Genomic DNA, 21069 nt, shown 5'->3' with positions numbered 1-21069 from the left:
TACGATGTGTGAGTATCCTGCGCTCGCCCGATCCGCCGCAGGTCCATCGGAGGCAGCACGTGGCTGAGACGACGAAGACGCGCAGCATCACGATCGCGCAGCGCCCGCTGCTGCTCTCGTGGGCAGGCGTCACCGACCTGGGACGTCGTCGTGAGACGAACCAGGACGCGTTCCTTGCGGAGTACCCGCTGTTCATCGTCGCCGACGGCATGGGCGGTCATGCCGGGGGAGAGATCGCCAGCCGCAGCACCGTCGCGAGGCTCGAAGCGGTCGTCGAGTCGGGCGAGGTCGACAGGGCTGCGATCGAGAACGCTCTCGAGCTGGCCGTGGCCGACATCGCCGATCACCCGGAGACGACCGACGAGGGCACCGGCACCACGCTCACCGGCGTCTTCCTCGACGTCGCGGGGGACGAGCCGCAGTGGGTCTCGCTCAACATCGGCGACTCCCGCGTCTACCTGCTCCGTGACGACCGGCTCGTGCAGGTGACGACGGACCACTCCGTCGTGCAGGAGCTCATCACGGCGGGCAAGCTCAGTCCGGAGGAGGCCGAGGGGCACCCGTACAGCAACGTCATCACGCGTGCCGTCGGTGCGAGCGAGCTCACCCCGCCGGACTACCTCACGATCGATGTGCGGGCGGGCGATCGCTTCGTCATCTGCTCGGACGGGCTCACGAAGGAGCTGACCGACTACGGGATCCAGCACTTCCTGCGCGAGAACGCCGACCCCGCTGATGCCGTCGATGCGATGCTCGCCGCAGCGCTGGAGAACGGCGGACGCGACAACGTCACGCTGGTCATCGTTCAGGTGAGCGGCGAGGACGACTCGCTCTCCACAGAGGACGAGTCCGCGGAGTAACCGCTCCACTCCTGTGGACAGCATCCTCTCCAGATGCGCCATGCTGTGCACTGAGGTGCATGGACTCCTTTCCGATCACGCTCCCTGCTGCGCCGCCTTCGCCACGGAGGCCCGCTCTGCCGTTCATGGCGGCGATCGTCCCCGTCGCGGCCGGCGTGGTGCTCTGGCTGGTCACCGGTTCTCTGTTCGCCCTCTGCTTCGCCGCACTGGGACCTCTGATGCTGGTCGCTTCTCTCGCCGACGCGGCGCGGAGCCGACGCCGGGACCGGCGCCGGAACGCTGCGGAGGCCGCAGCGGCATGGGCCGAGGCCGAAGCCGGGCTGGAGCGCCGGCAGCGCGAGGAGCGCGCGGCACGATGGCTCCAGGATCCTGATGCCGCGTCATGCCTCGTCCAGCCGCCGCTGCGCGGCGCGCACCCGCCGGACGAGTCGAGTTCGCTCGTGGTGGGCAGGGGAAGGGTGCCGAGCGGCATCCGCTGCGGTGGGGGAGACGATGCACGCACGCGCGACTTCCGGGAGCGGTCGGCGACGCTGCACGATGCGCCGCTCGCGGTTCCGCTCGGACGGGGCATCTGTCTGCGCGGACCGGAGGCGCTGACGGCCGCGGTGGCCCGGGCCGTCGTCGTGCAGCTGTGTCTGCGATTCGGTGCGGCTCAGCTCTCGCTCGTCGGCGACGATCTCGCGCGCTGGGGACTCGAGTCGCTGCCGCACGCGCTGCGCGCACGACGGAGCGGATTCCGGATCGGCGTCGCGGCGTCGAGCGGCCCACGGGTCGATGCGGATGCGGTCGTCTGGCTGACTCAGGCGGGAGGCGAGGTGCCCGACGGCATCACGACCGTGATCGACGTCGCGGAGCCGGGGTCGGCGACGCTGCGGACGCCGCGAGGCATCGCGGACGTCGCCGTGGAATGCCTCTCGCTCGCGCAGGCGCAGGCGGTCGCCGGGGAATGCCGGGAGGAGCATCGGGACGCCGACATGCTGCCGGTGTCCGTAGGCATGCGCGAACTCGCGCAGTCACCGGGCGACCACGGACTTCCCGCGGTCATCGGACGGAGCGCCCACGAGGACATCGTGGTCGACATCGTGGAGGACGGGCCGCATGCGATCGTCACCGGCACGACAGGGACGGGGAAGAGCGAGCTCCTCGTGACCTGGGTGACCGCGATCGCCGCGTCCAACGGCCCCGACCGCGTGACGTTCGTGCTCGCGGACTTCAAGGGAGGCACGGCCTTCGAGCCGCTGAGAGAGCTCCGACAGGTCGCGGCCGTCATCACCGATCTCGACGACGAGGGCGCGCGACGAGGCGTGTCGAGTCTGACCGCGGAGCTGCGGCACCGGGAGGCGGTGCTCGCGGCCGCGGGCGCCAGAGACGTGCGCGACGTGGCGATGCCCCGACTGATCATCGTGGTCGACGAGTTCGCGGCTCTCCTGCAGGAGCATCCGGATCTCGGTGCCGTCTTCACCGACGTCGCCGCGCGTGGTCGGGCGCTGGGCATGCACCTCATCCTCGGCACCCAACGCGCCGCAGGGGTGGTCCGCGACGCCCTCGCGGCGAACTGCCCTCTGCGGATCAGCCTGCGGGTCGGAGACGCCGCCGACAGCAGGCTCGTGATCGGCACGGATGCCGCCGCCGAGCTCCCGGGCGGCGCGGGCTCACGCGGTGTCGCCCTGGTGCGCCGCCCCGAGGATCACGCTCCGGTCGCGCTGCGTGTCGCCCTCACCGGCGCGTCGGACCTGCGGCGCGTGGGGATGCGGTGGGCAGCCGTCGACCGGCCGCGCAGCCCCTGGCTTGCTTCGCTCCCCGGCCGTATCCCGCTCAGCGATCTCACCGGACCCGCCGCGGCTCTCCCGGCGGGACAGGTCGTCCTCGGACGGGCCGACGCTCCCGAGCGGCAGTCCCAGCCCCTGGAGGTGCTGCACCCCGGGCCGGAGCGGGGCCTGTCCATCCTGGGCGCTCCGGGGTCGGGGCGAACCGCGGCGCTGCGCACGATCGCGGCGCAGCGCGCCGATGCACGATGGGTGCCGTCCGATCCCGAGCACGCCTGGGATCTCGTCACGGCCTGGGCGACCGGCGGCGAACCGCTGCCCGCTGTGGTGCTGTGCGACGATGTGGACGTCCTTCTCGCCGGACTGCCGTCCGAGCACGCGCAGCAGCTCGCCCAGCGCTGGGAACAGGTCCTGAGGGCGGGCGGAGGCGCAACCGTCGTGATGACTGCGGCGCGTGCGACAGGTCCGGTGGGGCGCCTTCTCGACGCGCTTCCGCGGAGGGCTCTGCTGCGGATGCCGAGCCGCGTCGAGCACATCGCCGCCGGAGGCGAGCCGTCGGGGTTCGTCCGCGATCGCATCGCCGGCCGCGCGACGCTGGGCGGGCGTGAGGTCCAGTTCGCGTGGGTCGAGGAGCACGCGGTCGCCATCTCCGCGGAGGCAGTGCCTCCGGCGTGGGTCCCGGCGGCGAGCATCACCGCGGTGGTGAGCACGGGCGCCCCGGAGATCGTCGCGCGGCTGCAGATCGCTCACCCCGACTGCGAGGTGCTCCTGCCCGATGCGGAGAGGCTCCGTCCGTCCGCCTCGTGCATCCTCGTCGCGGACGCGGAGACCTGGCAGCGCAGCTGGTCGGTCTGGCAGCGCATCCGCGCCGAAGGGGAGATCCTCATCCGCGCCGAGCAGCCGACGGATCTCCGTCAGCTCGCAGGCGTCCGCGAGCTTCCGCCCTTCGCGCGTCCGCACGCCGGTCGTGCGTGGTCGGTGCGCGGGGCTGGGTCGCCGCGGCGCGTCATCGTTCCGGCGCTCACGCCGGGGTGAGAGAGGGTGCCGACCCGGGGTGGGTCAGATGCCGCTACCCGGTCGGATGCTGCCGACCACGCCGCCGCCACCGAGGACCTCGAGCGGAAGAGCCGCCTGGAGAGTTGCGACGTCGGCATCGCTCAGACCGCCGGCGCGAGCCAGCAGGGTCGCGGCGACGACGGTCGAGGCACGCGGGGCGCCGTCGAGCATCTTCAGCGCCACCGTGGTGCCGTTCGGGGCGACCATCACCATCACGCCTTCGGCGCCGCCCTTGGTGAACACCCCGAGCTTCTCGATCGCGATCGTGTCGGGACGGCCGGGGCCCTCGATCGTCCACGGGTTCTCCCGCACCGCGCGCACCAGAGAGCCGGCAACACGGTGCAGCGCGAACGGGGAGCGATCCGAAGCCGTGCCGATCCGGTGGATGGCGCGGGCGAGTCCGGTGAGCGTGAGCGCGTGCACCGGTGCTCCGCAGCCGTCGATCGCCGTGTGCGCGATCTTCTCGCCGGAGAGGCGCTCGACGACCTCGCGGATGTGAGCCTGCAGCGGGTGCGCGGGATCCAGGTATCCGTCGGTCGACCAGCCCGTGGCCACGCAGGCCCGGAGCATCGCGGCGTGCTTGCCGGAGCAGTTCATGCGCACGCGCGCCGTCTGGCCGTGCTCGCGGACGAGTTCGTCCCGCGTCGCCGAGTCCGTCGGCCAGGCCGGGGGGCAGCCGAGGTCGTCCTCCGTCAGACCGCCCTCGGTCAGGATGTCGCGGACCACGGAGGCATGGCGATCGGTCCCGGTGTGGCTGGCCGTCGAGAGTGCCAGCTGCTCGCCCTCCAGGACGGCACCCGCCGTGATGCAGGCGACGGCCTGCAGCGGCTTGAGGCTGGAACGCGGAAGGATCAGCGCCTCGACGTTGCCGTGGCGTGCGACGATCTCGCCGTCGGGCGACAGCACGACGGCGGCACCCGCATGGCGGGACTCGACGAACCCGCTGCGTTCGACGACGGCGAGTTCCACGGCATCCTGAACGGTGAGAGTCTCCAGCACCTCTCGATCCTAACGCCGCGTCCCGCCGGGCCCTGGCAGACTTGACGTATGGCAGAGCAGTCGACCCCCCGCGCCCTCGGCGAGCACCGTTACGCCCTCACGTCCACCTGGACCGGGAACACCGGCAGCGGGACCAGCGGCTATCGCGACTATCGCCGCGACGTCACGATCGAGGTCGACGGGAAGCCCGAGCTCCTCGCCTCGTCCGACAAGCCGTTCCGCGGCGATCCCTCACGATGGAACCCTGAGGATCTGCTGCTGGCATCGCTGTCCGAATGCCACCTGCTGTCGTACCTCCATGCCTGCGTGACGGCCGGCGTCGTCGTCGTGTCCTACCGCGATCAGGCGAGCGGGATGATGCGCGAGAACGGCGCGGGCGGAGGAGCCTTCGTCGAGGTCCTGCTGCGGCCGGAGGTCGTCGTCGCCGAGGCGTCGATGATCGACGCTGCCGAGCGCGCCCACGCGCAGGCGAACGAGTGGTGCTTCATCGCGAACTCGATGAACTTCCCGGTGCGGCACGAGGCGACGGTCACCGCGCTCGCGTCGTAGCGCGCGGCGGCGTCGCGTCAGCGTCGTTCGTGCGGCAGCGCCTGCTTGATCTTCTCGATGGCTCCCTGCGCCGGAGCCTCGTTGTAGGCGCCTGCGAGCTCCTGGCCCGAGAGGGCGTGGATCGCTGCCATGATGTCGTCGGTCGCGAGTCGACGTGCTCGTCCGCTCGTCGCGGGCCCGTGCGGGGACAGGTCGAGCGGTTCGCCGAACCGCACCGTGATCCGCTCGGAGATGGTGGGGACCTTCGCGCCGACCGGCATCACCTTGTCGGTTCCGATCAGGCCGACGGGTACGACCGGTGCGCCCGTCTGGAGAGCGAGGAACGCCACGCCCGTGCGGCCCTTGTACAGGCGGCCGTCGGTGGAGCGGGTGCCCTCCGGATAGAGCGCGACCGCGAGGCCCTCATCCAGGAGCTGGCGCTGCAGGTCGAGCGCATCGAGCGCTGCCTGCCCGGCGCCTCGGCGAACCGGGATCGCACCGATCGATTGGAAGAACGTCTTGCTCATCCAGCCCTGGAAGCCCGTGCCCTCGAAGTAGGTCGACTTCGCCAGGAAGTGCACGGGTCGCGGAGCGGCGACCGGGATGGCGATCGAGTCGATGAAAGAGAGGTGATTGCTCGCGAAGATCACGGGTCCGCTCAGCGGAACGTTCTCACGGCCTTCGATCCGCGGCCGGTAGACCAGGCGGGCCAGCGGCGTGATGAGCCCGCGTCCGAGCCGGTAGGCGAATCCGGCGTGGCGCGGTTTCGCTGATTCCTCTGAGGCCGGAATCTCTTCTGACGAGGCTTCGGGCTCGACGGACTGCTCAGAGGTCATCAGAGCAGGTTACTCCCGGATCCATGCCATCGCGGGAATGAAGAATCGCGCCGCGCCTCCCAGCGCGGGCAAAGGGGGATGGGGGAGGATGGAGTGTCCCGCCCGCGATCTTGAGGTCTCCCTGTGCGCAAGCGTCCGCTCGTCATCCTGTCCACCGTCGCTGCGGCGACCCTTCTGCTGGCAGGCTGCTCCGGCAGCGGTGCCCCGGAGAGTTCGAGCACGCCCGATCCCACGGCGTCGAGCTCCTGCGCGCTGGACGCGCAGCCGGGCGACACCTCCGATGCGGTGGTCGTCGACGGCGAGGGTGCCGATACCAAGATCACCGTGCCGGCCGACGCCGCCTTCGCGGGCGTCGAGCGTACCGTGGTGAGCGCGGGCGACGGCGAGGACATCGGGGTGGGTGACCTCGTGTCCGTGCAGTATCAGATCATCGAGGCCGCGACGGGTGAGGTCCTCGACTCGTCGGCACGCGGTGACGAGGGTCTGCTGCCCATCTTGCTCGACACTGACCAGTCCTCGTTGTTCGTCGCCGCTCTCGAGTGCGAGCCGGTCGGATCGCGCATCGTTCTCGCGCTCCCGGGCAATGTCTTCGGCGAGGGAGGGACCAGCAAGGTCGTCTACGCCGAGGCCGTCGAGCACCTCCCCGAGGTCGCGACGGGCACCCCTGTCGATCCGACCCCCGGCATGCCCGCCGTCGAGCTCGACAAGGCCGGGAAGCCGACCGTGACGATCCCCGACGGGGACGCGCCCACCGAGACCAAGGTCGCGGTCCTCAAGCAGGGCGACGGTGCAACGGTCGCCTCCGGTGACCTGGTCGTGGTGCAGTACCTCGGCGTGAAGTGGTCCGACGGCAGCGAGTTCGACTCGAGCTGGAGCCGCGACGCGGCGCCGGCGCAGTTCCAGACCACCGGTGTCGTCGCCGGCTTCCGGAAGGCTCTCGAGGGCCAGAAGGTCGGCTCGCAGGTCGTCGTCGTGATGCCGCCGGCTGACGGCTACGGCGCGAACGAGGGGCATGAGCTCCAGAAGGAGAGCCTCGTCTTCGTCGTCGACATCCTCGCCACCACGCCCGTCCAGCCGCAGCAGTAGTCGCGGCGGGCGCGTGTCCTAGGCTGGCGTCATGCGTCGCATCATCGTCCTCGGCTCCACCGGCTCCATCGGAACGCAGGCGCTGGATGTGATCCGCGCGAATCCTCGGCGCTTCGAACTCGTCGGCCTCGCCGCCGGATCGAACGCGGAGATGCTCGCGGCTCAGGCGGCGCAGTTCCAGGTCGAGGACACGGCCCTCGGCGCGGTCGAGGCCGAGCAGCTCGTGCGGGATGTCGAGGCGGATGTCGTCCTCAACGCGATCACGGGTTCGATCGGGCTCGGCTCGACCCTCGCCGCGCTGAAGGCCGGACGAACCCTCGCTCTCGCGAACAAGGAGTCGCTCATCGTCGGCGGCGAGCTCGTGCTCGCGGCCGCGGCCCCCGGGCAGATCGTGCCGGTCGACTCGGAGCACTCCGCGCTGGCGCAGGCGCTCCGGGCGGGAACGCATGCTGAGGTGCGACGGCTCGTCGTCACGGCATCCGGTGGTCCGTTCCGCGGTCGCAGCCGCGCCGAGCTGGCAGACGTCACCCCGGCGGAGGCGCTCGCGCACCCGACGTGGGACATGGGGCGCATGGTCACGACGAACTCCGCCACCCTCGTGAACAAGGGGCTCGAGGTCATCGAGGCACATCTCCTCTTCGACATCGCGTACGACGACATCGACGTCGTGGTCCATCCGCAGTCCATCGTCCATTCGATGGTCGAGTTCATCGACGGCTCGACGATCGCGCAGGCTTCCCCGCCTGACATGCGCCTGCCCATCTCGCTGGGCCTCGACTGGCCGCACCGTGTCGGCGGAGTCGGACGTCCCCTGGACTGGACGACGGCCTCCTCGTGGACCTTCGAGCCTCTGGACGCCGCGGCCTTCCCGTCGGTCGCACTCGCGAAGGCCGTCGGGCGAGCCGGCGCGACCTTCCCCGCGGTCTACAACGCCGCCAACGAGCAGGCCGTCGACGCCTTCCACGAGGGGCGCCTGTCGTTCCTCGGCATCGTCGACACCATCGCCCGCGTCGTCGACGCGCACGAACCGCCCGATGCGCTCACGGTCGAGTCGCTCGCGGCCGCGGAATCGTGGGCGCGCCAGACTGCCGATCGGCTGATCGCGGCGGCCTGACGCGCCCGCCTGCGTTTGATCCCCGCTGGACCGCGCGTGTGACAGCCCGGGTGCCGCGCTTCGACAGGGAGCAACCGAAGTCACTGTCAACTGCCGGCGCACTCGCGCGAGTCGCTTTCCACACGCGACTAGCGGATCACTTGGTCTCGTACCAGAAGCTCCATGTCTTGAAGAGGCCGTCGTACGTGCAATGGGGGGCGACGTTGAACCCCTGGACCCTAAGGGTGTCTCTGCCGATATTGCACTGGAACTGAGTTGAGTAATCCCTCGATTGGACTATCGTCCCTGCATGGGCGGCAGAGGGTACCGCTATACTCGCGCCTGCGAGCAGCAATGAAGCACCCAATATCGTGCCGGCGTTCCGTGTCACAGTCTTTTTCATCATCGGGATCCTGAATCCTCTCACTGCTCCGTATGTGGCGACAACGACCTATTGTGTCCAGGCCTCAGATGGTGCTCAAGTGCGAAAGCAGGCGCATTTCAGAATATCGATATGTAGCCACTGGCTTGTGCTCGACTGGTGGACCTCGATTGTCGTACGGATGTCCAATCTGCGGTTGGCCGGCCGCCCGATGCGCTCACGGTCGAGTCGCTCGCGGCCGCGGAATCGTGGGCGCGCCAGACGGCCGATCGGCTGATCGCGGCGGCCTGACGACGAGAGCCCGCCGGGCGGCCCCGCGGTCAGTCCTCGTCGGGGTACGGCACCGGCCAGCGCGAATCCGGCACGGGCCATCCGGCAGCGCGCAAGGCGCGTCGGGCCAGCTCTCGCGCCGAGTACGGCGTGCGGACCCCGCGGATGTCGCGGTAGTCCTGGTGCCCGGGTCCTGCCCAGAGGATCGCATCGCCGTCCCCGACCAGGCCGACGGCCGCGACGATGGCGCTCTCGGGCGGGGAGTACTCGTGGATCTCGGCATCCGGCCGTGCGCGCCGCGCGCCGGCGACCAGAGTCGCCCGGATCGAGGCAGGATCCTCGAAGCGCGGGTGGTGGTCGGTCACGACGAGCACGTCGCTGCCCTCGACGGCGGTGCGTGCCATGTCGAACCGCTTGCTCGCGTCGCGGTCGCCGTCCGCGCCGAACAGCATCAGCACGCGTCCTGGCGTCACGCGCCGGACGGCGGCGAGGGTCTTCTCGAACGCGTCGGGCGAGTGCCCGAAGTCGACGAAGACCGCCGGTCCCCGGTCTCCGGAGACGAGCTGCGTGCGGCCGGGGAGATAGGCGCGGATGCCGCCGTCGCGGGTGAGCGCGTCGACGATGCGCTGCCACGGGTATCCGCCCTCGAGGAGCATGACGATCGCGAGCGCGGCGTTCGCGGCCATGTGCGGACCGATCACCGGGACGGTCGTGGTGAGCGAGCCGGCGGGGCCCGTCATCGTGAAGGTCGTGCCGGCGGCGCGCTCCTCATCGATGACGACGACCCAGTCCGCGCCTCCTGCGGCGTCGGGATCGGCCGCGATCGAGGGAGTGCCGACGGTCACAGACGGGATCTCGGAGCGCTCCACCACGACGGCGCCCGACGCGGAGTCGAGGCAGATCACGGCGCGCTGCGCGCGATCGGGGCGGAACAGCGGCAGCTTGGCCTCGAAGTACTCGTCCATGTCGGCGTAGTCGTCGAGATGATCGTGGCTGAGGTTGGTGAACCCGGCGACGTCGAAGCGGATGCCGTCGACGCGGTGCCGCGACAGGGCCTGCGCGCTGACCTCGACTGCGACGGCCTCGACCTCGCGCTCGCGCATCAGTGCGAGCAGGGCGTGCATCTCGGACGCCTCCGGCGTGGTCAGCCGCGAGACGATGATCTCGCCCGCGATGTGGCGCTCGGCGGTCGAGGAGAGGCCGGTGACGACGCCCATCTGATCGAGGATGCCCTCCAGCAGGTGCGAGACGCTCGTCTTGCCGTTGGTGCCGGTGGTCGCGAACAGCAGCGGGAGCGGGTCGTCGGCACCGGTGCCGTAGACCCAGGCGCTGAGGTCTCCGAGGATCGCGCGGGGGTTCTCCACCACGAGGATCGGGACTCCGGACGCTGCGGCGATCTCGGCGCCCGGCTCATCGGTGATGACGGCCACGGCCCCCTTCTCCGCCGCGGCCACGGCGAAGTCCGCACCGTGGCGGTTGACGCCCTGGATCGCGACGAACGCCTCGCCGGGCCGCAGATCCGCGGTGGCGAGGGTGATGCCGGAGACCACGATGCCGGTCACATCGCCGCGGACGGCGTCGGCGAATCGGGAGGCGAGTTCGGACAGCTCACGCCGGGGCGGGTTCGCGGGGCGGAGCACGGGAGGCAGGCTCGGTTGTTGTTCAATCGACATGTCGAATCCATGATCTCACGGAGCCGGGACGAACCCCGTCTGCGGCCCGCCCCCTTCCGCGCGCGATGCACGGGAGGAGGCGGACCGTGTCGTCAGACGCGGCGACGGTAGGCGAGCACTGCGACCACGAGGGCGGCGATCCCGGCCACGAGTCCGCCCGTACCGAGGACCGTGGGCAGCGGGTCCGCGGCGACCGGCTCCGCCGCGGCATCCGTCGTGGTCTCCGTCGCACCGTGCTCGCCATGGCCGCCGGCAGCGGCCTCGGTGACGGTCACGACGGGTGCGGGGGAGTCCAGGTCGTGGGGGTTCTCACCCTCGGCAGCGAGCTGCGTCCACTCGGTCGCCCCTTCGACGCACTGCTGCACGACCGGGAACGCCAAAGAGGCCGGGGTGTCCTCGTCGAGGCCCACCGACATGCTCACCGCGCCACGGAGATCGACCGGAACGGGGGTGAGGGCTGTGTAGGTCACGGCGCTCACCAATCCGTCGGCGCCGCGCTCGACGTCGATGGTCCAGTCGCCGTCGAGCGTGGGAGCCACGGATGCGAGACCTTCGGGCATCGTGATGCGGAGTGCTGTGGTGGGGGAGTCGTCGCACCCGTGCGAGAAGGAGAAGGTGAGCACGCCGTGGTCGCCGGCCACGATCTCGTCGGGGCTGACGTTGACGTGCGCGGCGGCCATCGTCGGGACGGCGAGAGCGAGGACGGCACCGCCGAAGACGGCGGCGGAGGTGATCGAGACGCGACGGGCGCGGCTGCGGGAGGTGTTGCGGGACATGGGAGTACTCCTGATTGCTCGTTGATGCGGGCGCGTCGGAACGACGCGGGAACCCGCGAAGGATGACGCTGCCGGGGCAGCGGAACGTCGGTGCGGCGGATCAGCCGCGGACGAGCACCGGAGGTCCGCGTCGCGACACGGCGGCGGAGACCGCGGCGTCGGAGGGGCGCACGAGGAGGGAACGGAGAGAGTCGGGGCGCCGGTGCTCGGCGGGCGCGCTCAGGACCGCTCGGAGGAGAAGCGTCTGGAACCAGCGGGCGATGCCGCGCAGCAGCGCTTCGCCGTGCCAGATGAGCAGCGTGGTGATCGCCGCCGCGACGATGTGCGCGAAGAGCATCGTCGTATCCGCCGCCGCGACAGGCGGCAGCGCCCCGAGGGCGTCGAGCGCGACGTGATGCGAATGGCCGGCGCCGACCGCGGCGGATCCCGTCGGCGAACCCAGCACCTGGAACAGCAGGTGGAAAGCCGCCTGCGCGAACAGGACGGTGGCTGCGACGCGAGGGCGCGACGGCCGGACGCCCACGAGAAGTGCGCAGAGCGGGGTGAGCAGAGTGGACATCGCGAGGATCAGCAGCGGATGCGGCGCGGATCCGCCGCCGAGCGTGTGCGAGACGGCGGCGATGAGCGTGGCCACGGAGGAGACGGCGGCAGCGCGTACCAATCGCAGCTGCCGGGTCGTCACCGTGTCAGCCTAGCCGGAGCGGTGTGCCGGGCGGATTCCTAGGCTGCGGGCAGTAGCGTGAGCACGTGGAAATCCTGCTCTATGTGGGCGGCATCCTGTTCATGCTGATCGGCCTCGGCTTGTCGATCGGCCTGCATGAGGTCGGCCATCTCGTCCCCGCCAAGCTCTTCGGCGTGCGCGTCGGCCAGTACATGATCGGCTTCGGTCCGCGGCTGTGGTCGAAGCGGATCGGCGAGACCGAGTACGGATTCAAGATGCTGCCGCTGGGCGGCTTCATCTCGATGTCGGGCATGTACCCGGCGTCGAAGACCGCCGGTCCGGCGAAGGGCGTGTTCCGCACGCTGATCCAGGATGCGCGCTCCGCGAACGACGAGACCATCGCCGAGGGCGCGGAGGACCGGGTCTTCTACAGGCTCCCGGTGTGGAAGCGCGTGGTCGTCATGCTCGGCGGGCCGCTGATGAACCTGCTCCTCGCGGTCATCATCTTCACGGTCCTCGTCTCCGGCATCGGCGTGCAGCAGGGGACGACGACGATCGCGTCGGTGACCGAGTGCGTCGTACCGGCGGAGTCCACGGCCACGGAGTGCTCGGCCGACGATCCGGCATCGCCGGCGGCCGAGGCGGGCATCGAGCCGGGCGATGTGCTGGTCTCGATCGACGGCCAGCCGGTGTCGACGTTCGCCGATGCGACGGCGATCGTCCAGGCGGCACCCGGCGAGACTCTCGACATGGTGGTTCGCCGCGACGGTGCGGAGCAGACCCTGCGCATCACGCCGATCGCCGCCGAGCGCACGATCACGGATGCCAGCGGGCAGCCGATCCTCGACGAAGCCGGCGAGCCCGTGGTCAAGGAGGTCGGCTACGTCGGCATGGGATCGCAGATGGGCTACGTGCAGCAGCCTCTGAGCGCGGGCCCGGAGATGACGGCGGACAACGTCGCCAGGGTGGCTTCGCTGATCGTCACGCTGCCGGTGCGGCTCTGGGACGTCGGAGTGTCACTCGTGACCGGAGGCGAGCGCGACCCGAACGGGCCGCTGAGCGTGGTCGGGGTCGGCCGCATCGCCGGAGAGGTCGCCGCGACCGACGCCCCGATCCTGAACCGCTTCGCGGTGCTCCTCGGACTTCTGGGCTCGCTCAACATCGCCCTCTTCGTCTTCAACCTCATCCCGCTGCTGCCCCTCGACGGCGGTCACGTCGTGGTCGCGCTGTGGGAGGGCATCAAGCGGATCTGGGCGAAGCTGTTCCGTCGGCCTCCGCCGGCACCCGTCGACGCCACCCGGCTCGTGCCGTTGACGGTCGTCGTCGCGGTGCTGCTGATCGGGATGGGCGCGCTCCTGCTGGTCGCCGACCTGTTCAACCCTGTCGACATCCTGCAGTAAGCGGCCCCGGGGCAGGTGCTCAGGCGAGTGCGTGACGGACGAGACGTTCGAGCGTGTGGATGCCGTCTCGCGACAGGATCGACTCGAGATGCCCCTGCACCGAGGCGAAGTGGGCGCCGCGAAGCGCATAGACGTCGCCCGATCCGGCGTCCGCCGAGACCTCCGCCGGCCCGACCGTCGTCGTGCCGGGTGCGACCCGGGCGGTGAAGGTGTTGTAGAAGCCGATCGACGGCTCCTCACCGAACACGGGCACTGCCTTCTGGAGGCCCTGATGCGGAGCATCGAGCGACGTCAGCGCGATGCCGAAGCGGTCGCTGAGGATCTGGTGGCTCAGGCAGACGGCGAGCAGCGGGGCCTCGGCATCCATGCGCCGAGCGACGACCTCGCGCATGCGGGCGATACGGGAGTTCGCGGCATCCCGAGGGTCGCCTGGGCCGGGGCCAGCCACGACGATGTCGGCCGCATCGAGATCGGCGTCCTGCACCTCGCTCCAGGGGCTGATCGTGACGGCGAGGCCGAGGTGGCGGAGCTGGTGGGCGAGCATCGTCGTGAAGCGATCCTCGGCGTCGACGACGAGGGCGGTACGTCCGGCGAAAGGTCCGTCGAGGTCGTCGCCCTGCGGGTTGAGCCAGAAGTCCGCGAGCCGGGCGTTGCGCGATGAGAGCAGTGCGGCGATCGTCGGATCGTCGGCGAGTGCCTTCTCGTCACCGGGGGCATCCGCGTCGCTGCGGGCCTCGGCAACGCGATCGCGGTCGATGGCGCCGATGGCGCCCAGAACGCCCGCTGCCTTGCCGTGGGTCTCCGACACCTCGCCGAGCGGGTCCGAGTGCCGCACCAGGGTCGCGCCCACAGGGACGCTCAGGGCGCCATCCTGGAGATACACGGTCCGGATGAGGATCGGGGCGTCGAGGTCGTGTCCACCGGCGTCATTCGGGGTGAACAGGGCCGCCACACCGGAGTAATAGCCGCGGGGCTTCTTCTCATGCCGGCGGATGACCGCGCAGGCGTTCTGCATCGGAGAGCCGGTGACCGTGGGGGCGAACATCGTCTCGCGCAGGATGTCGCGGGGATCGAGGGCACTGCGTCCGCGCAGCATGTACTCGGTGTGCGTGAGCCGTGACATCTCCTTGAGGTGCGGACCCGTGATCCTGCCGCCGTCGGAGCAGACGGCGCTCATCATCTTGAGCTCCTCGTCGACGACCATGAACAGCTCTTCGGTCTCCTTCGTCGACGCGAGGAAGTCGACGAGGGTCTCCCTGGTGGCGCCTCCGGCCGGGTGCCGGAACGTGCCGGAGATCGGATTCATGGTGACGACGCCGCCGCGGGCGACGACGTGCGCCTCCGGGCTCGCACCGACCGCGATGTGGCCGGGGGTGAACACGGCGAACGTCCAGTACGCCCCGCGCTCGTGCGTGAGCAGCGCGCGGAACCAGGTGAGCGCCGCTGTGCGGTCGTCGACGTCGATGTTCGCCGTGAAGTCGCGGCGGATGACGAAGTTGGCTCCCTCGCCGCGTCCGATCTCCTCGGCGATGACCTTCTCGACGATCGCGGCGTACTCCGCGTCCGCGATGTCGAAGCCGTCGTCGTGCAGCGGCACGGGTGCGTCGGGGAGCGCGGCGAGAAGCTGCGCGGTGTCGAGGTGCACGTGCTCGTCCACGACGATGCAGCGCAGGGGCGCCCCGTCGTCCTGCGCCACGAAGCCGCGCTCGCGGACCTGTCGATACGGGACGAGCGCGAACACCTCGCGCGGCACGCCGTCGACGTCGAGCGGGATGTCGCGGAGCAGGTCGACGTCGACGACATCGCCGGTGAGGAGCTCGACGGTGTCGGCGCCGTCGCGTGCGATCAGCACGAAGGATGACGCCGGGTCGGTGCTGAGCTCGGCGAGTCGTGAGAGGGTCATCGATGTCTCCTGTGCAGGGCTCCGGCTCGGCTCAACGAAAAGACCGCCCCGGAGGCGGTCTGGATTCGTGGGAACGCGAACACACCGCCTAGGAGGCGGGCCACCAGGTGAAGTTCGCGAGCATGGGGTGAAAACTACCACACCGGAGGCGCCGTCCCCGGGCGGATGACACCGTGACCATGCGGCCGACATCCAGCCCTCGTGCATCCTGGCGGCGTAGGCTTGAGGGGTGCCAGCAGTGAATCTTGGGATGCCGAAGGTCCCCGTCGTCCTCGCCCCGCGTCGCAAGTCCCGCCAGATCAAGGTGGGCAAGGTGCTCGTCGGTGGTGACGCACCCGTCAGCGTGCAGTCCATGACGACGACGAAGACGACCGACATCAACGGGACCCTGCAGCAGATCGCCGAGCTCACGGCGTCCGGCTGCGAGATCGTGCGTGTCGCGGTTCCCTCGCAGGACGATGCCGACGTGTTGCACATCATCGCGAAGAAGAGCCAGATCCCGGTGATCGCCGACATCCACTTCCAGCCGAAGTACGTCTTCCAGGCGATCGACGCCGGCTGCGCCGCCGTGCGTGTGAACCCGGGCAACATTCGCAAGTTCGACGACCAGGTGGGCGCGATCGCGAAGGCGGCGAAGGACGCGGGTGTCTCGCTGCGGATCGGCGTCAACGCAGGGTCCCTCGACCCGCGTCTGCTGCAGAAGTACGGCAAGGCGACTCCGGAGGCCCTCGCCGAGAGCGCGCGCTGGGAGGCCTCGCTCTTCGAGGAGCACGATTTCCACGACTTCAAGATCTCGGTGAAGCACAACGACCCGGTGATCATGGTCCAGGCCTACCGCCTGCTCGCGCAGATGGGCGACTGGCCGCTGCACCTCGGCGTCACCGAGGCAGGTCCGGCGTTCCAGGGCACGATCAAGAGTGCGACGGCGTTCGGCATCCTGCTCGGCGAGGGCATCGGCGACACCATCCGCGTCTCGCTGTCCGCACCTCCCGCGGAAGAGGTCAAGGTCGGTCACCAGATCCTGCAGTCCCTCAACCTGCGCGAGCGCAAGCTCGAGATCGTGTCGTGCCCGTCGTGCGGACGCGCGCAGGTCGACGTGTACACCCTCGCGGAAGACGTGACCGAGGGGCTCAAGGACATGACCGTCCCGCTGCGTGTCGCCGTGATGGGCTGCGTCGTGAACGGTCCCGGCGAGGCGCGCGAGGCCGACCTCGGTGTCGCCTCCGGCAACGGCAAGGGGCAGATCTTCGTCAAGGGCGAAGTCATCAAGACCGTCCCCGAGGCCGACATCGTCGCCACGCTGATCGAGGAGGCGAACCGGATCGCCGCCGAGATGGGCCCCGAGGCTCCGCTCGGCACGGCCCAGGTCGTCACGGTCTGACGCGAGACCCGAAGGAGACGATGATGTCGCAGAACTCCGTACCCGCTCCCGTGCAGGCGATGGTCGATGCGATCAACGCGGCTGACACCGAGGCTTTCGTGTCGGCGTTCACCGCCGACGGCTTCGTGAGCGACTGGGGAACGGTCAAGGCAGGCCCCGACGGCGTCCGAAGCTGGGCGGGAAGCGATGCGATCGGCGCCGGAGCGCGCATGACCGTGTTGAGCGCCACGACCGAGGGGGAGACGACCCGCATCCGGTTCGGATGGTCGAGTCGCGTGTTCAACGGCGAGTCCGATGGCATCTTCGTGGTGGAGGGCGACAAGCTCGCGAGCTTCACCATTCCGCCGGCTCACTGATCATGTCGGCGTCCCCGGACGCCTTCCCGTCACTTCGCACCGACCCCAGGAGTCCCATGTCGTCAACGATCGTGTCCTTCGCCGATGGATCTGTGATCGGAGACGGAGTGGTCACGCGGGTCGAGGCCGCTCCCGACGGAGTCGTGGTCGTCGTCGACGTGTCGCCGTTCCATCCCGTGGACCACACCTGGCCCGATCAGCCCGGCGATTCCGGAGAGATGACCGCGGGGGACGAGCGTGCGGCCGTCGTCGAGGCCGTCATGGCGGCGTCGAGCGATGCCGGCGAGTTCGCCGTCGGCAGCGCCATCCCCGTCAAGCGCGGCGCCGAGGGCTGGACATGGCTGGTGGGGCATCGCCTCGCCGGGGATGCGCCCGAGGGGCTTGTCCCCGGTACACCGGTCACGCTGTCGGTGGATGCCTCTCGCCGTGCGGGACTGAGCCGTGGGCACACCGCGTGCCATCTCGCCTCGCTCGCGCTGGACCTCGCCGTCGCCGACCTGTGGCGCAAGGACCCCGGCGCCGACGCGCTCGGCAACCCCGACTTCGAGGGTCGGGCGAACCAGACCAGTCGCATCCACGAGGACGGTGCGGTGGACGAGTACCGGCTCGGGAAGAGTCTGCGTCGTGCCGGGTTCGACACGGAGACCTTCGCAGCCACGCTCGACGCCCGTGCGGCGCGCATCAACGCCCAGCTCGCCGACTGGGTGGCGTCGGGAGCCTCCAGCCGCATCGAGGTCGAGGGGCCGACCATCGTCGATCGCCGGCGCTGGCACTGCGAGCTGCCCGAGGGTGAAGCCGTGATCCTGTGCGGCGGGACGCACGTCGCGTCGCTGTCGGAGTTCGCCTCGATCACGGTGACGCTGGATCTGACCGACCCGCAGCTGCTGGTGATGACGACGACCGCGGTGCCGGCGGGCTGAGCGGCGCTCGTCGCTCCCGCCGTCGGCGAGGCCGGAGGCCCGGGGTCAGATCGCGAACTCGATCTCGCCGCGCGGGATGTCGACCCGGACGACCCGCAGCCGGACCACGTCGCCCGGTTGCGCACCGGCGGGGACCGGAGCGGATGCTGTCACGGCGGGCTCCGCGATCTGGATGGATGCCCGTTCGCCGCGGAGCTCGATGACGGTCGCGTCGATCTCGGTGCCGACCAGTGGGGTGAGGAGAGCTGCTTCGACGTTGTTGATGGTCGCCGCGTTCAGCTGGGATGCGCGTCGTCCGGACTCCTGCATCAATCCGGGCAGGTCGTCGAGCGACTCGCGCGCCCACGACGGGATCTCCTGGCCGGTCGAGACCGCGAGGCAGATCGCGAGCACCCAGCGGTCGACGAGGCGCCGCAGCGGAGCGGTCGCGTGCGCATAGGGCGCGGCGATCGCGGCCTGGATCGCGTCCTTCGGGGCCGCTCCGTCGAACGTGACGTAGCCGGCGCCGCGGAAGAGCGATGCGGCGGCCTGCAGCACCGGAAGCGTCAGAGGGTCGGTCCGGTCGAGGGCTCGCAGGTATTCGCCGTAGTCGCCGGTGGTCCACGGGCGGCCGAGGGCCTCGGTCTGGTGTCGGAAGGTCTCGAAGGCGTCGTCATCGGGTCGAGGCATCGTGCGCAGGATGCCGACGCCGGCGTCGATCATGAGCGATGCGGCGGCCATCCCGGTCATCAGTGAGAGCTGTGCGTTCCACTCCTCGACGGGCAGCGGGCTGGCACGCTCGATGCCATAGGTGCCGTCGGCAGCGCGCACGACCTCCTCGTCGGGGAGATTGAGACTCGCGCCGCCGCGGACGCGTTCCTGCTCGATGCGCAGTGCGCCGATCTCGGGAAGCAGAGTCGCGGGTCCTTCCTCCCCGCGGTCGAGGGAGGCCTGCGTCGTCACGTAGTCGAGCTGTGCGCGGGAGCGGATGAGCGCCCGCTCGAGTCGGAACGTGGTGACGGCGCCGTCGCTGTCGAGCGAGAACGTCCACACCAGGGCGGGCCGGTCGACGTCGGCGAGGAGAGAGGCGCGGTCTTCGCTGAGAACCGGCGGATGCAGAGGGATTCGTCCGTCCGCTGCATACAGGGTCTGCCCGCGGCGGCGTGCCTCGACATCGACCGCACCCCGAGGTGTCACGAAACCGGGGACATCGGCGATCGCGTAGCGGACGGTGTACCCGGCGCCGTCGCGCTCCAGGTGGAACGCCTGGTCGAGATCGCGGGATCCCGCCGGGTCGAGGGTCACGAACGGAACCTCCCGCAGGTCGAGTTCGGGATCCGTCGGATCGGCAGCTGCGGCTTCGGCGAGGACGTCGGCCGGGAACTCGATCGGGGCGTCGACGGATTCCCGCAACGCGGCCAGTGCCGAGGCGAGCTCGGTCTGCGCGGCGGACGGGGCGACGTGAGATCGGCGCTGAGGCATGTCTCCACACTAGGTCGAGCCGCTGCAGAGCGGCGTCGGAAGAGCACAGGGTGTCGGAAGGCTGGGGCGTCGGAAGGGCGCGGGGTATCAGAAGGGTGGTGGGGTGTCGTCTTCGGTGAAGGTGATGGTGTGCGGGGGCGGCGGCTTGTCGATGTAGGTGCGGCCGGTGGGGCTGGTCCAGGCGTAGGTGCCGTCGCCGAGGGGTTCGACGTGCCATGGCGAGTGGTGCTTGAGGACGTGGTGTCGTCGGCAGAGGTGGCCGAGGTTCTCCACCGTGGTCGCACCGCCGTGGGCGGCGTCGTGGTGGTGGTCGATATCGCTGTGGGTGGCGGCGTACCCGCAGGTGGGGAATCGGCAACGCTGGTCCCGGGCCCGGAGGTGTCGTCTCAGCTCCGCACTGGGTCGGTAGCGGTCGACAGTGAGGAGCGCGCCGGTGATGGGGTCGGTGAGGATGCGATCCCACCCGGATGCCGCCCCCGCGAGGTGTCTCGCGGTGTCGGGGTCGATCGGGGTGCACCCGTTCAGTTCCGCGGGGGTCGTGCCGTGCCCCATCAGAGTCGTGACCGGGACCGTGACCGACACGCTTGCCGTGATCGCTCCGAGGAGGCCGCCGGGGGTGTCGTGCCCTGCCGGGGCTCCGGTGAGGAGCAGGTCGAGGGCGATGTCCGCGCGGATCTGTCCCAGAGTGCGCGGGTCTTTGGCGACCGTGTCACCGGTCGGTCGTCCCGCGGTCCGCGTCGCATCCGCGGCCGGGCCGAACGCGGTCTCCGGCGACTCGCCTGCGGGCGCACTCGCGGTCGCGTGCGTTCCGGCATCCGCCCGGGTCGGGCCCGTCTGTTCCTGCACCGTCTGTTCCTGAACCGTCTGTTCCTGAACCGTCTGTTCCGGCACCGTCTGTTCCGGCACCGTCTGTTCCGGCACCGTCTGTTCCTGCACGGTCTTTCCCATGGCGGTGATCCGTTCGAATGCTCCATGCACCAACGCGGCGGGCCCGCACATGCCGAGTTCCGCCATCCCGTCAGCGAGGTCTTTCACCCACACGCCCCGCTTCTTCCGCGCATCCTTGTGCCGGTCACTGACCGGACGCGCCTGGTACCGTTCCGCGACCCGCCGCGCCCACCGCGCGACCCGGTTCGCGGACTCCGTCTCCGCGAACCCGATCATCTCCGCCGAATACGCCTCCCGGTCCGCGGGATCGTCCAGGTGCTCGCCGGCGTCGCAGATCACCCGCGCATGCCCGGCACTGATCCGCCCCGACCCCAGTGCCCGCCACACCGACGGGAAACGCTCCACCAGGAACGACGCGTCCGTCATCCGCCGCTGCACCGTCCGGTCCGACACCCGCAGCGCGGCCGCGAACTCCGCCGCGACCGACCGCAACACCAGATCCGCCTCCTCCCGAGACCCCGCCTGGCCCGCGACGTCGACCGCCAACCGGGACCCGACCGCGAGGAAACCGTCCCGGACGGCCTGCATGCTGCTGATCGTGCGCTCGACCTCGACGAGCATCTCGGTGACCGCACCCAGCGCGTTCACCTGCTCGACCGTCGCGTCCGCCAGTGCTGTCATACCCCTAGTGAACCAGGGGCCACCGACATTGAAACCCCCAGATCACGCCCACAAACCGACACACCAGCATCCTGTCCCAACACAACGGAACAG

The 21069-nt window shown here is 70.2% G+C and carries 17 protein-coding genes; 9 read left to right on the top strand and 8 right to left on the bottom strand.

All coding sequences use genetic code 11. The annotated features are described in order from the left end of the window. The first annotated feature begins 59 nt into the window (after window positions 1-59). On the top strand, window positions 60-860 hold the full coding sequence (locus DC434_RS10685; RefSeq protein WP_116635251.1) for a protein phosphatase 2C domain-containing protein: 801 nt from the start codon (window positions 60-62) through the stop codon (window positions 858-860). Window positions 861-919: 59 nt separating this feature from the next. Beyond that, window positions 920-3661, top strand: a complete 2742-nt coding sequence (locus tag DC434_RS10680) for an FtsK/SpoIIIE domain-containing protein (protein ID WP_133192795.1) — start codon at window positions 920-922, stop codon at window positions 3659-3661. A gap of 24 nt (window positions 3662-3685) precedes the next feature. Here the strand turns inward: DC434_RS10680 and DC434_RS10675 are convergent, their stop codons facing one another. Then, on the bottom strand, window positions 3686-4681 hold the full coding sequence (locus DC434_RS10675) for an asparaginase (RefSeq protein ID WP_116635249.1): 996 nt from the start codon (window positions 4679-4681) through the stop codon (window positions 3686-3688). 48 nt (window positions 4682-4729) lie between these two features. Here DC434_RS10675 and DC434_RS10670 point away from each other — a divergent pair, with 48 nt between their 5' ends. Beyond that, on the top strand, window positions 4730-5230 hold the full coding sequence (locus tag DC434_RS10670) for an OsmC family protein (protein ID WP_116635248.1): 501 nt from the start codon (window positions 4730-4732) through the stop codon (window positions 5228-5230). Between the two features lie 17 nt (window positions 5231-5247). On the opposite strand, the gene DC434_RS10665 is transcribed toward DC434_RS10670, so the two are convergent. Further along, window positions 5248-6045: a lysophospholipid acyltransferase family protein gene (locus DC434_RS10665; RefSeq protein ID WP_116635247.1), complete on the bottom strand. Its 798-nt coding sequence runs from the start codon at window positions 6043-6045 to the stop codon at window positions 5248-5250. 123 nt (window positions 6046-6168) lie between these two features. Here DC434_RS10665 and DC434_RS10660 point away from each other — a divergent pair, with 123 nt between their 5' ends. Together DC434_RS10660 and dxr are read left to right on the top strand one after the other, a co-directional pair. Then, the gene (locus DC434_RS10660) at window positions 6169-7131 is read left to right on the top strand and encodes an FKBP-type peptidyl-prolyl cis-trans isomerase (protein WP_116635246.1); all 963 of its coding nucleotides are present in this window, start codon (window positions 6169-6171) and stop codon (window positions 7129-7131) included. Between the two features lie 31 nt (window positions 7132-7162). Then, entirely contained in the window at window positions 7163-8245 is a 1083-nt protein-coding gene (gene dxr / locus DC434_RS10655; protein WP_116635245.1) for a 1-deoxy-D-xylulose-5-phosphate reductoisomerase, read from the top strand. 681 nt (window positions 8246-8926) lie between these two features. On the opposite strand, the gene DC434_RS10645 is transcribed toward dxr, so the two are convergent. The 3 genes from DC434_RS10645 to DC434_RS10635 form a co-directional block, all read right to left on the bottom strand. Then, on the bottom strand, window positions 8927-10549 hold the full coding sequence (locus DC434_RS10645; RefSeq protein WP_207769945.1) for a UDP-N-acetylmuramoyl-L-alanyl-D-glutamate--2,6-diaminopimelate ligase: 1623 nt from the start codon (window positions 10547-10549) through the stop codon (window positions 8927-8929). Window positions 10550-10641: 92 nt separating this feature from the next. Continuing rightward, window positions 10642-11325: a YcnI family protein gene (locus DC434_RS10640; RefSeq protein ID WP_116635242.1), complete on the bottom strand. Its 684-nt coding sequence runs from the start codon at window positions 11323-11325 to the stop codon at window positions 10642-10644. A 100-nt stretch (window positions 11326-11425) separates the two neighbouring features. Continuing rightward, entirely contained in the window at window positions 11426-12007 is a 582-nt protein-coding gene (locus tag DC434_RS10635) for a hypothetical protein (RefSeq protein ID WP_116635241.1), read from the bottom strand. Between the two features lie 65 nt (window positions 12008-12072). Here DC434_RS10635 and DC434_RS10630 point away from each other — a divergent pair, with 65 nt between their 5' ends. Next, window positions 12073-13386 (top strand): M50 family metallopeptidase, encoded by a 1314-nt coding sequence (locus tag DC434_RS10630; RefSeq protein WP_116635240.1) that lies wholly within the window; start codon window positions 12073-12075, stop codon window positions 13384-13386. Between the two features lie 19 nt (window positions 13387-13405). Here the strand turns inward: DC434_RS10630 and DC434_RS10625 are convergent, their stop codons facing one another. Beyond that, window positions 13406-15289: a chorismate-binding protein gene (locus DC434_RS10625; RefSeq protein ID WP_116635239.1), complete on the bottom strand. Its 1884-nt coding sequence runs from the start codon at window positions 15287-15289 to the stop codon at window positions 13406-13408. 250 nt (window positions 15290-15539) lie between these two features. On the opposite strand from DC434_RS10625, the gene ispG reads away from it, so the two are divergent. Genes ispG through DC434_RS10610 form a run of 3 tightly spaced genes read left to right on the top strand, consistent with a single transcriptional unit; the run spans window position 15540 to window position 17946 of the window. Continuing rightward, window positions 15540-16670: a flavodoxin-dependent (E)-4-hydroxy-3-methylbut-2-enyl-diphosphate synthase gene (gene ispG, locus DC434_RS10620; RefSeq protein WP_116635238.1), complete on the top strand. Its 1131-nt coding sequence runs from the start codon at window positions 15540-15542 to the stop codon at window positions 16668-16670. A 23-nt stretch (window positions 16671-16693) separates the two neighbouring features. Next, window positions 16694-17026, top strand: coding sequence for a nuclear transport factor 2 family protein (locus tag DC434_RS10615; RefSeq protein ID WP_116635423.1), 333 nt, complete (start codon window positions 16694-16696; stop codon window positions 17024-17026). Window positions 17027-17082: 56 nt separating this feature from the next. After that, window positions 17083-17946, top strand: coding sequence for a hypothetical protein (locus DC434_RS10610; RefSeq protein WP_116635237.1), 864 nt, complete (start codon window positions 17083-17085; stop codon window positions 17944-17946). 45 nt (window positions 17947-17991) lie between these two features. Here DC434_RS10610 and DC434_RS10605 read toward each other — a convergent pair whose 3' ends face one another. Beyond that, a complete protein-coding gene (locus DC434_RS10605) occupies window positions 17992-19407 on the bottom strand; it encodes an RNB domain-containing ribonuclease (RefSeq protein ID WP_116635236.1) in 1416 nt (471 codons plus the stop codon). 87 nt (window positions 19408-19494) lie between these two features. Continuing rightward, the gene (locus DC434_RS10600; protein WP_116635235.1) at window positions 19495-20976 is read right to left on the bottom strand and encodes an HNH endonuclease signature motif containing protein; all 1482 of its coding nucleotides are present in this window, start codon (window positions 20974-20976) and stop codon (window positions 19495-19497) included. Window positions 20977-21069 lie beyond the last annotated feature (93 nt).

Origin of the sequence: Microbacterium sp. TPD7012, from assembly GCF_003075395.1 — a bacterium.
In the GTDB taxonomy this organism is placed as follows: Bacteria; Actinomycetota; Actinomycetes; order Actinomycetales; family Microbacteriaceae; genus Microbacterium.
Note: the sequence above shows the minus strand (reverse complement) of the source record. Positions and strands in the feature narration are given on the sequence as shown.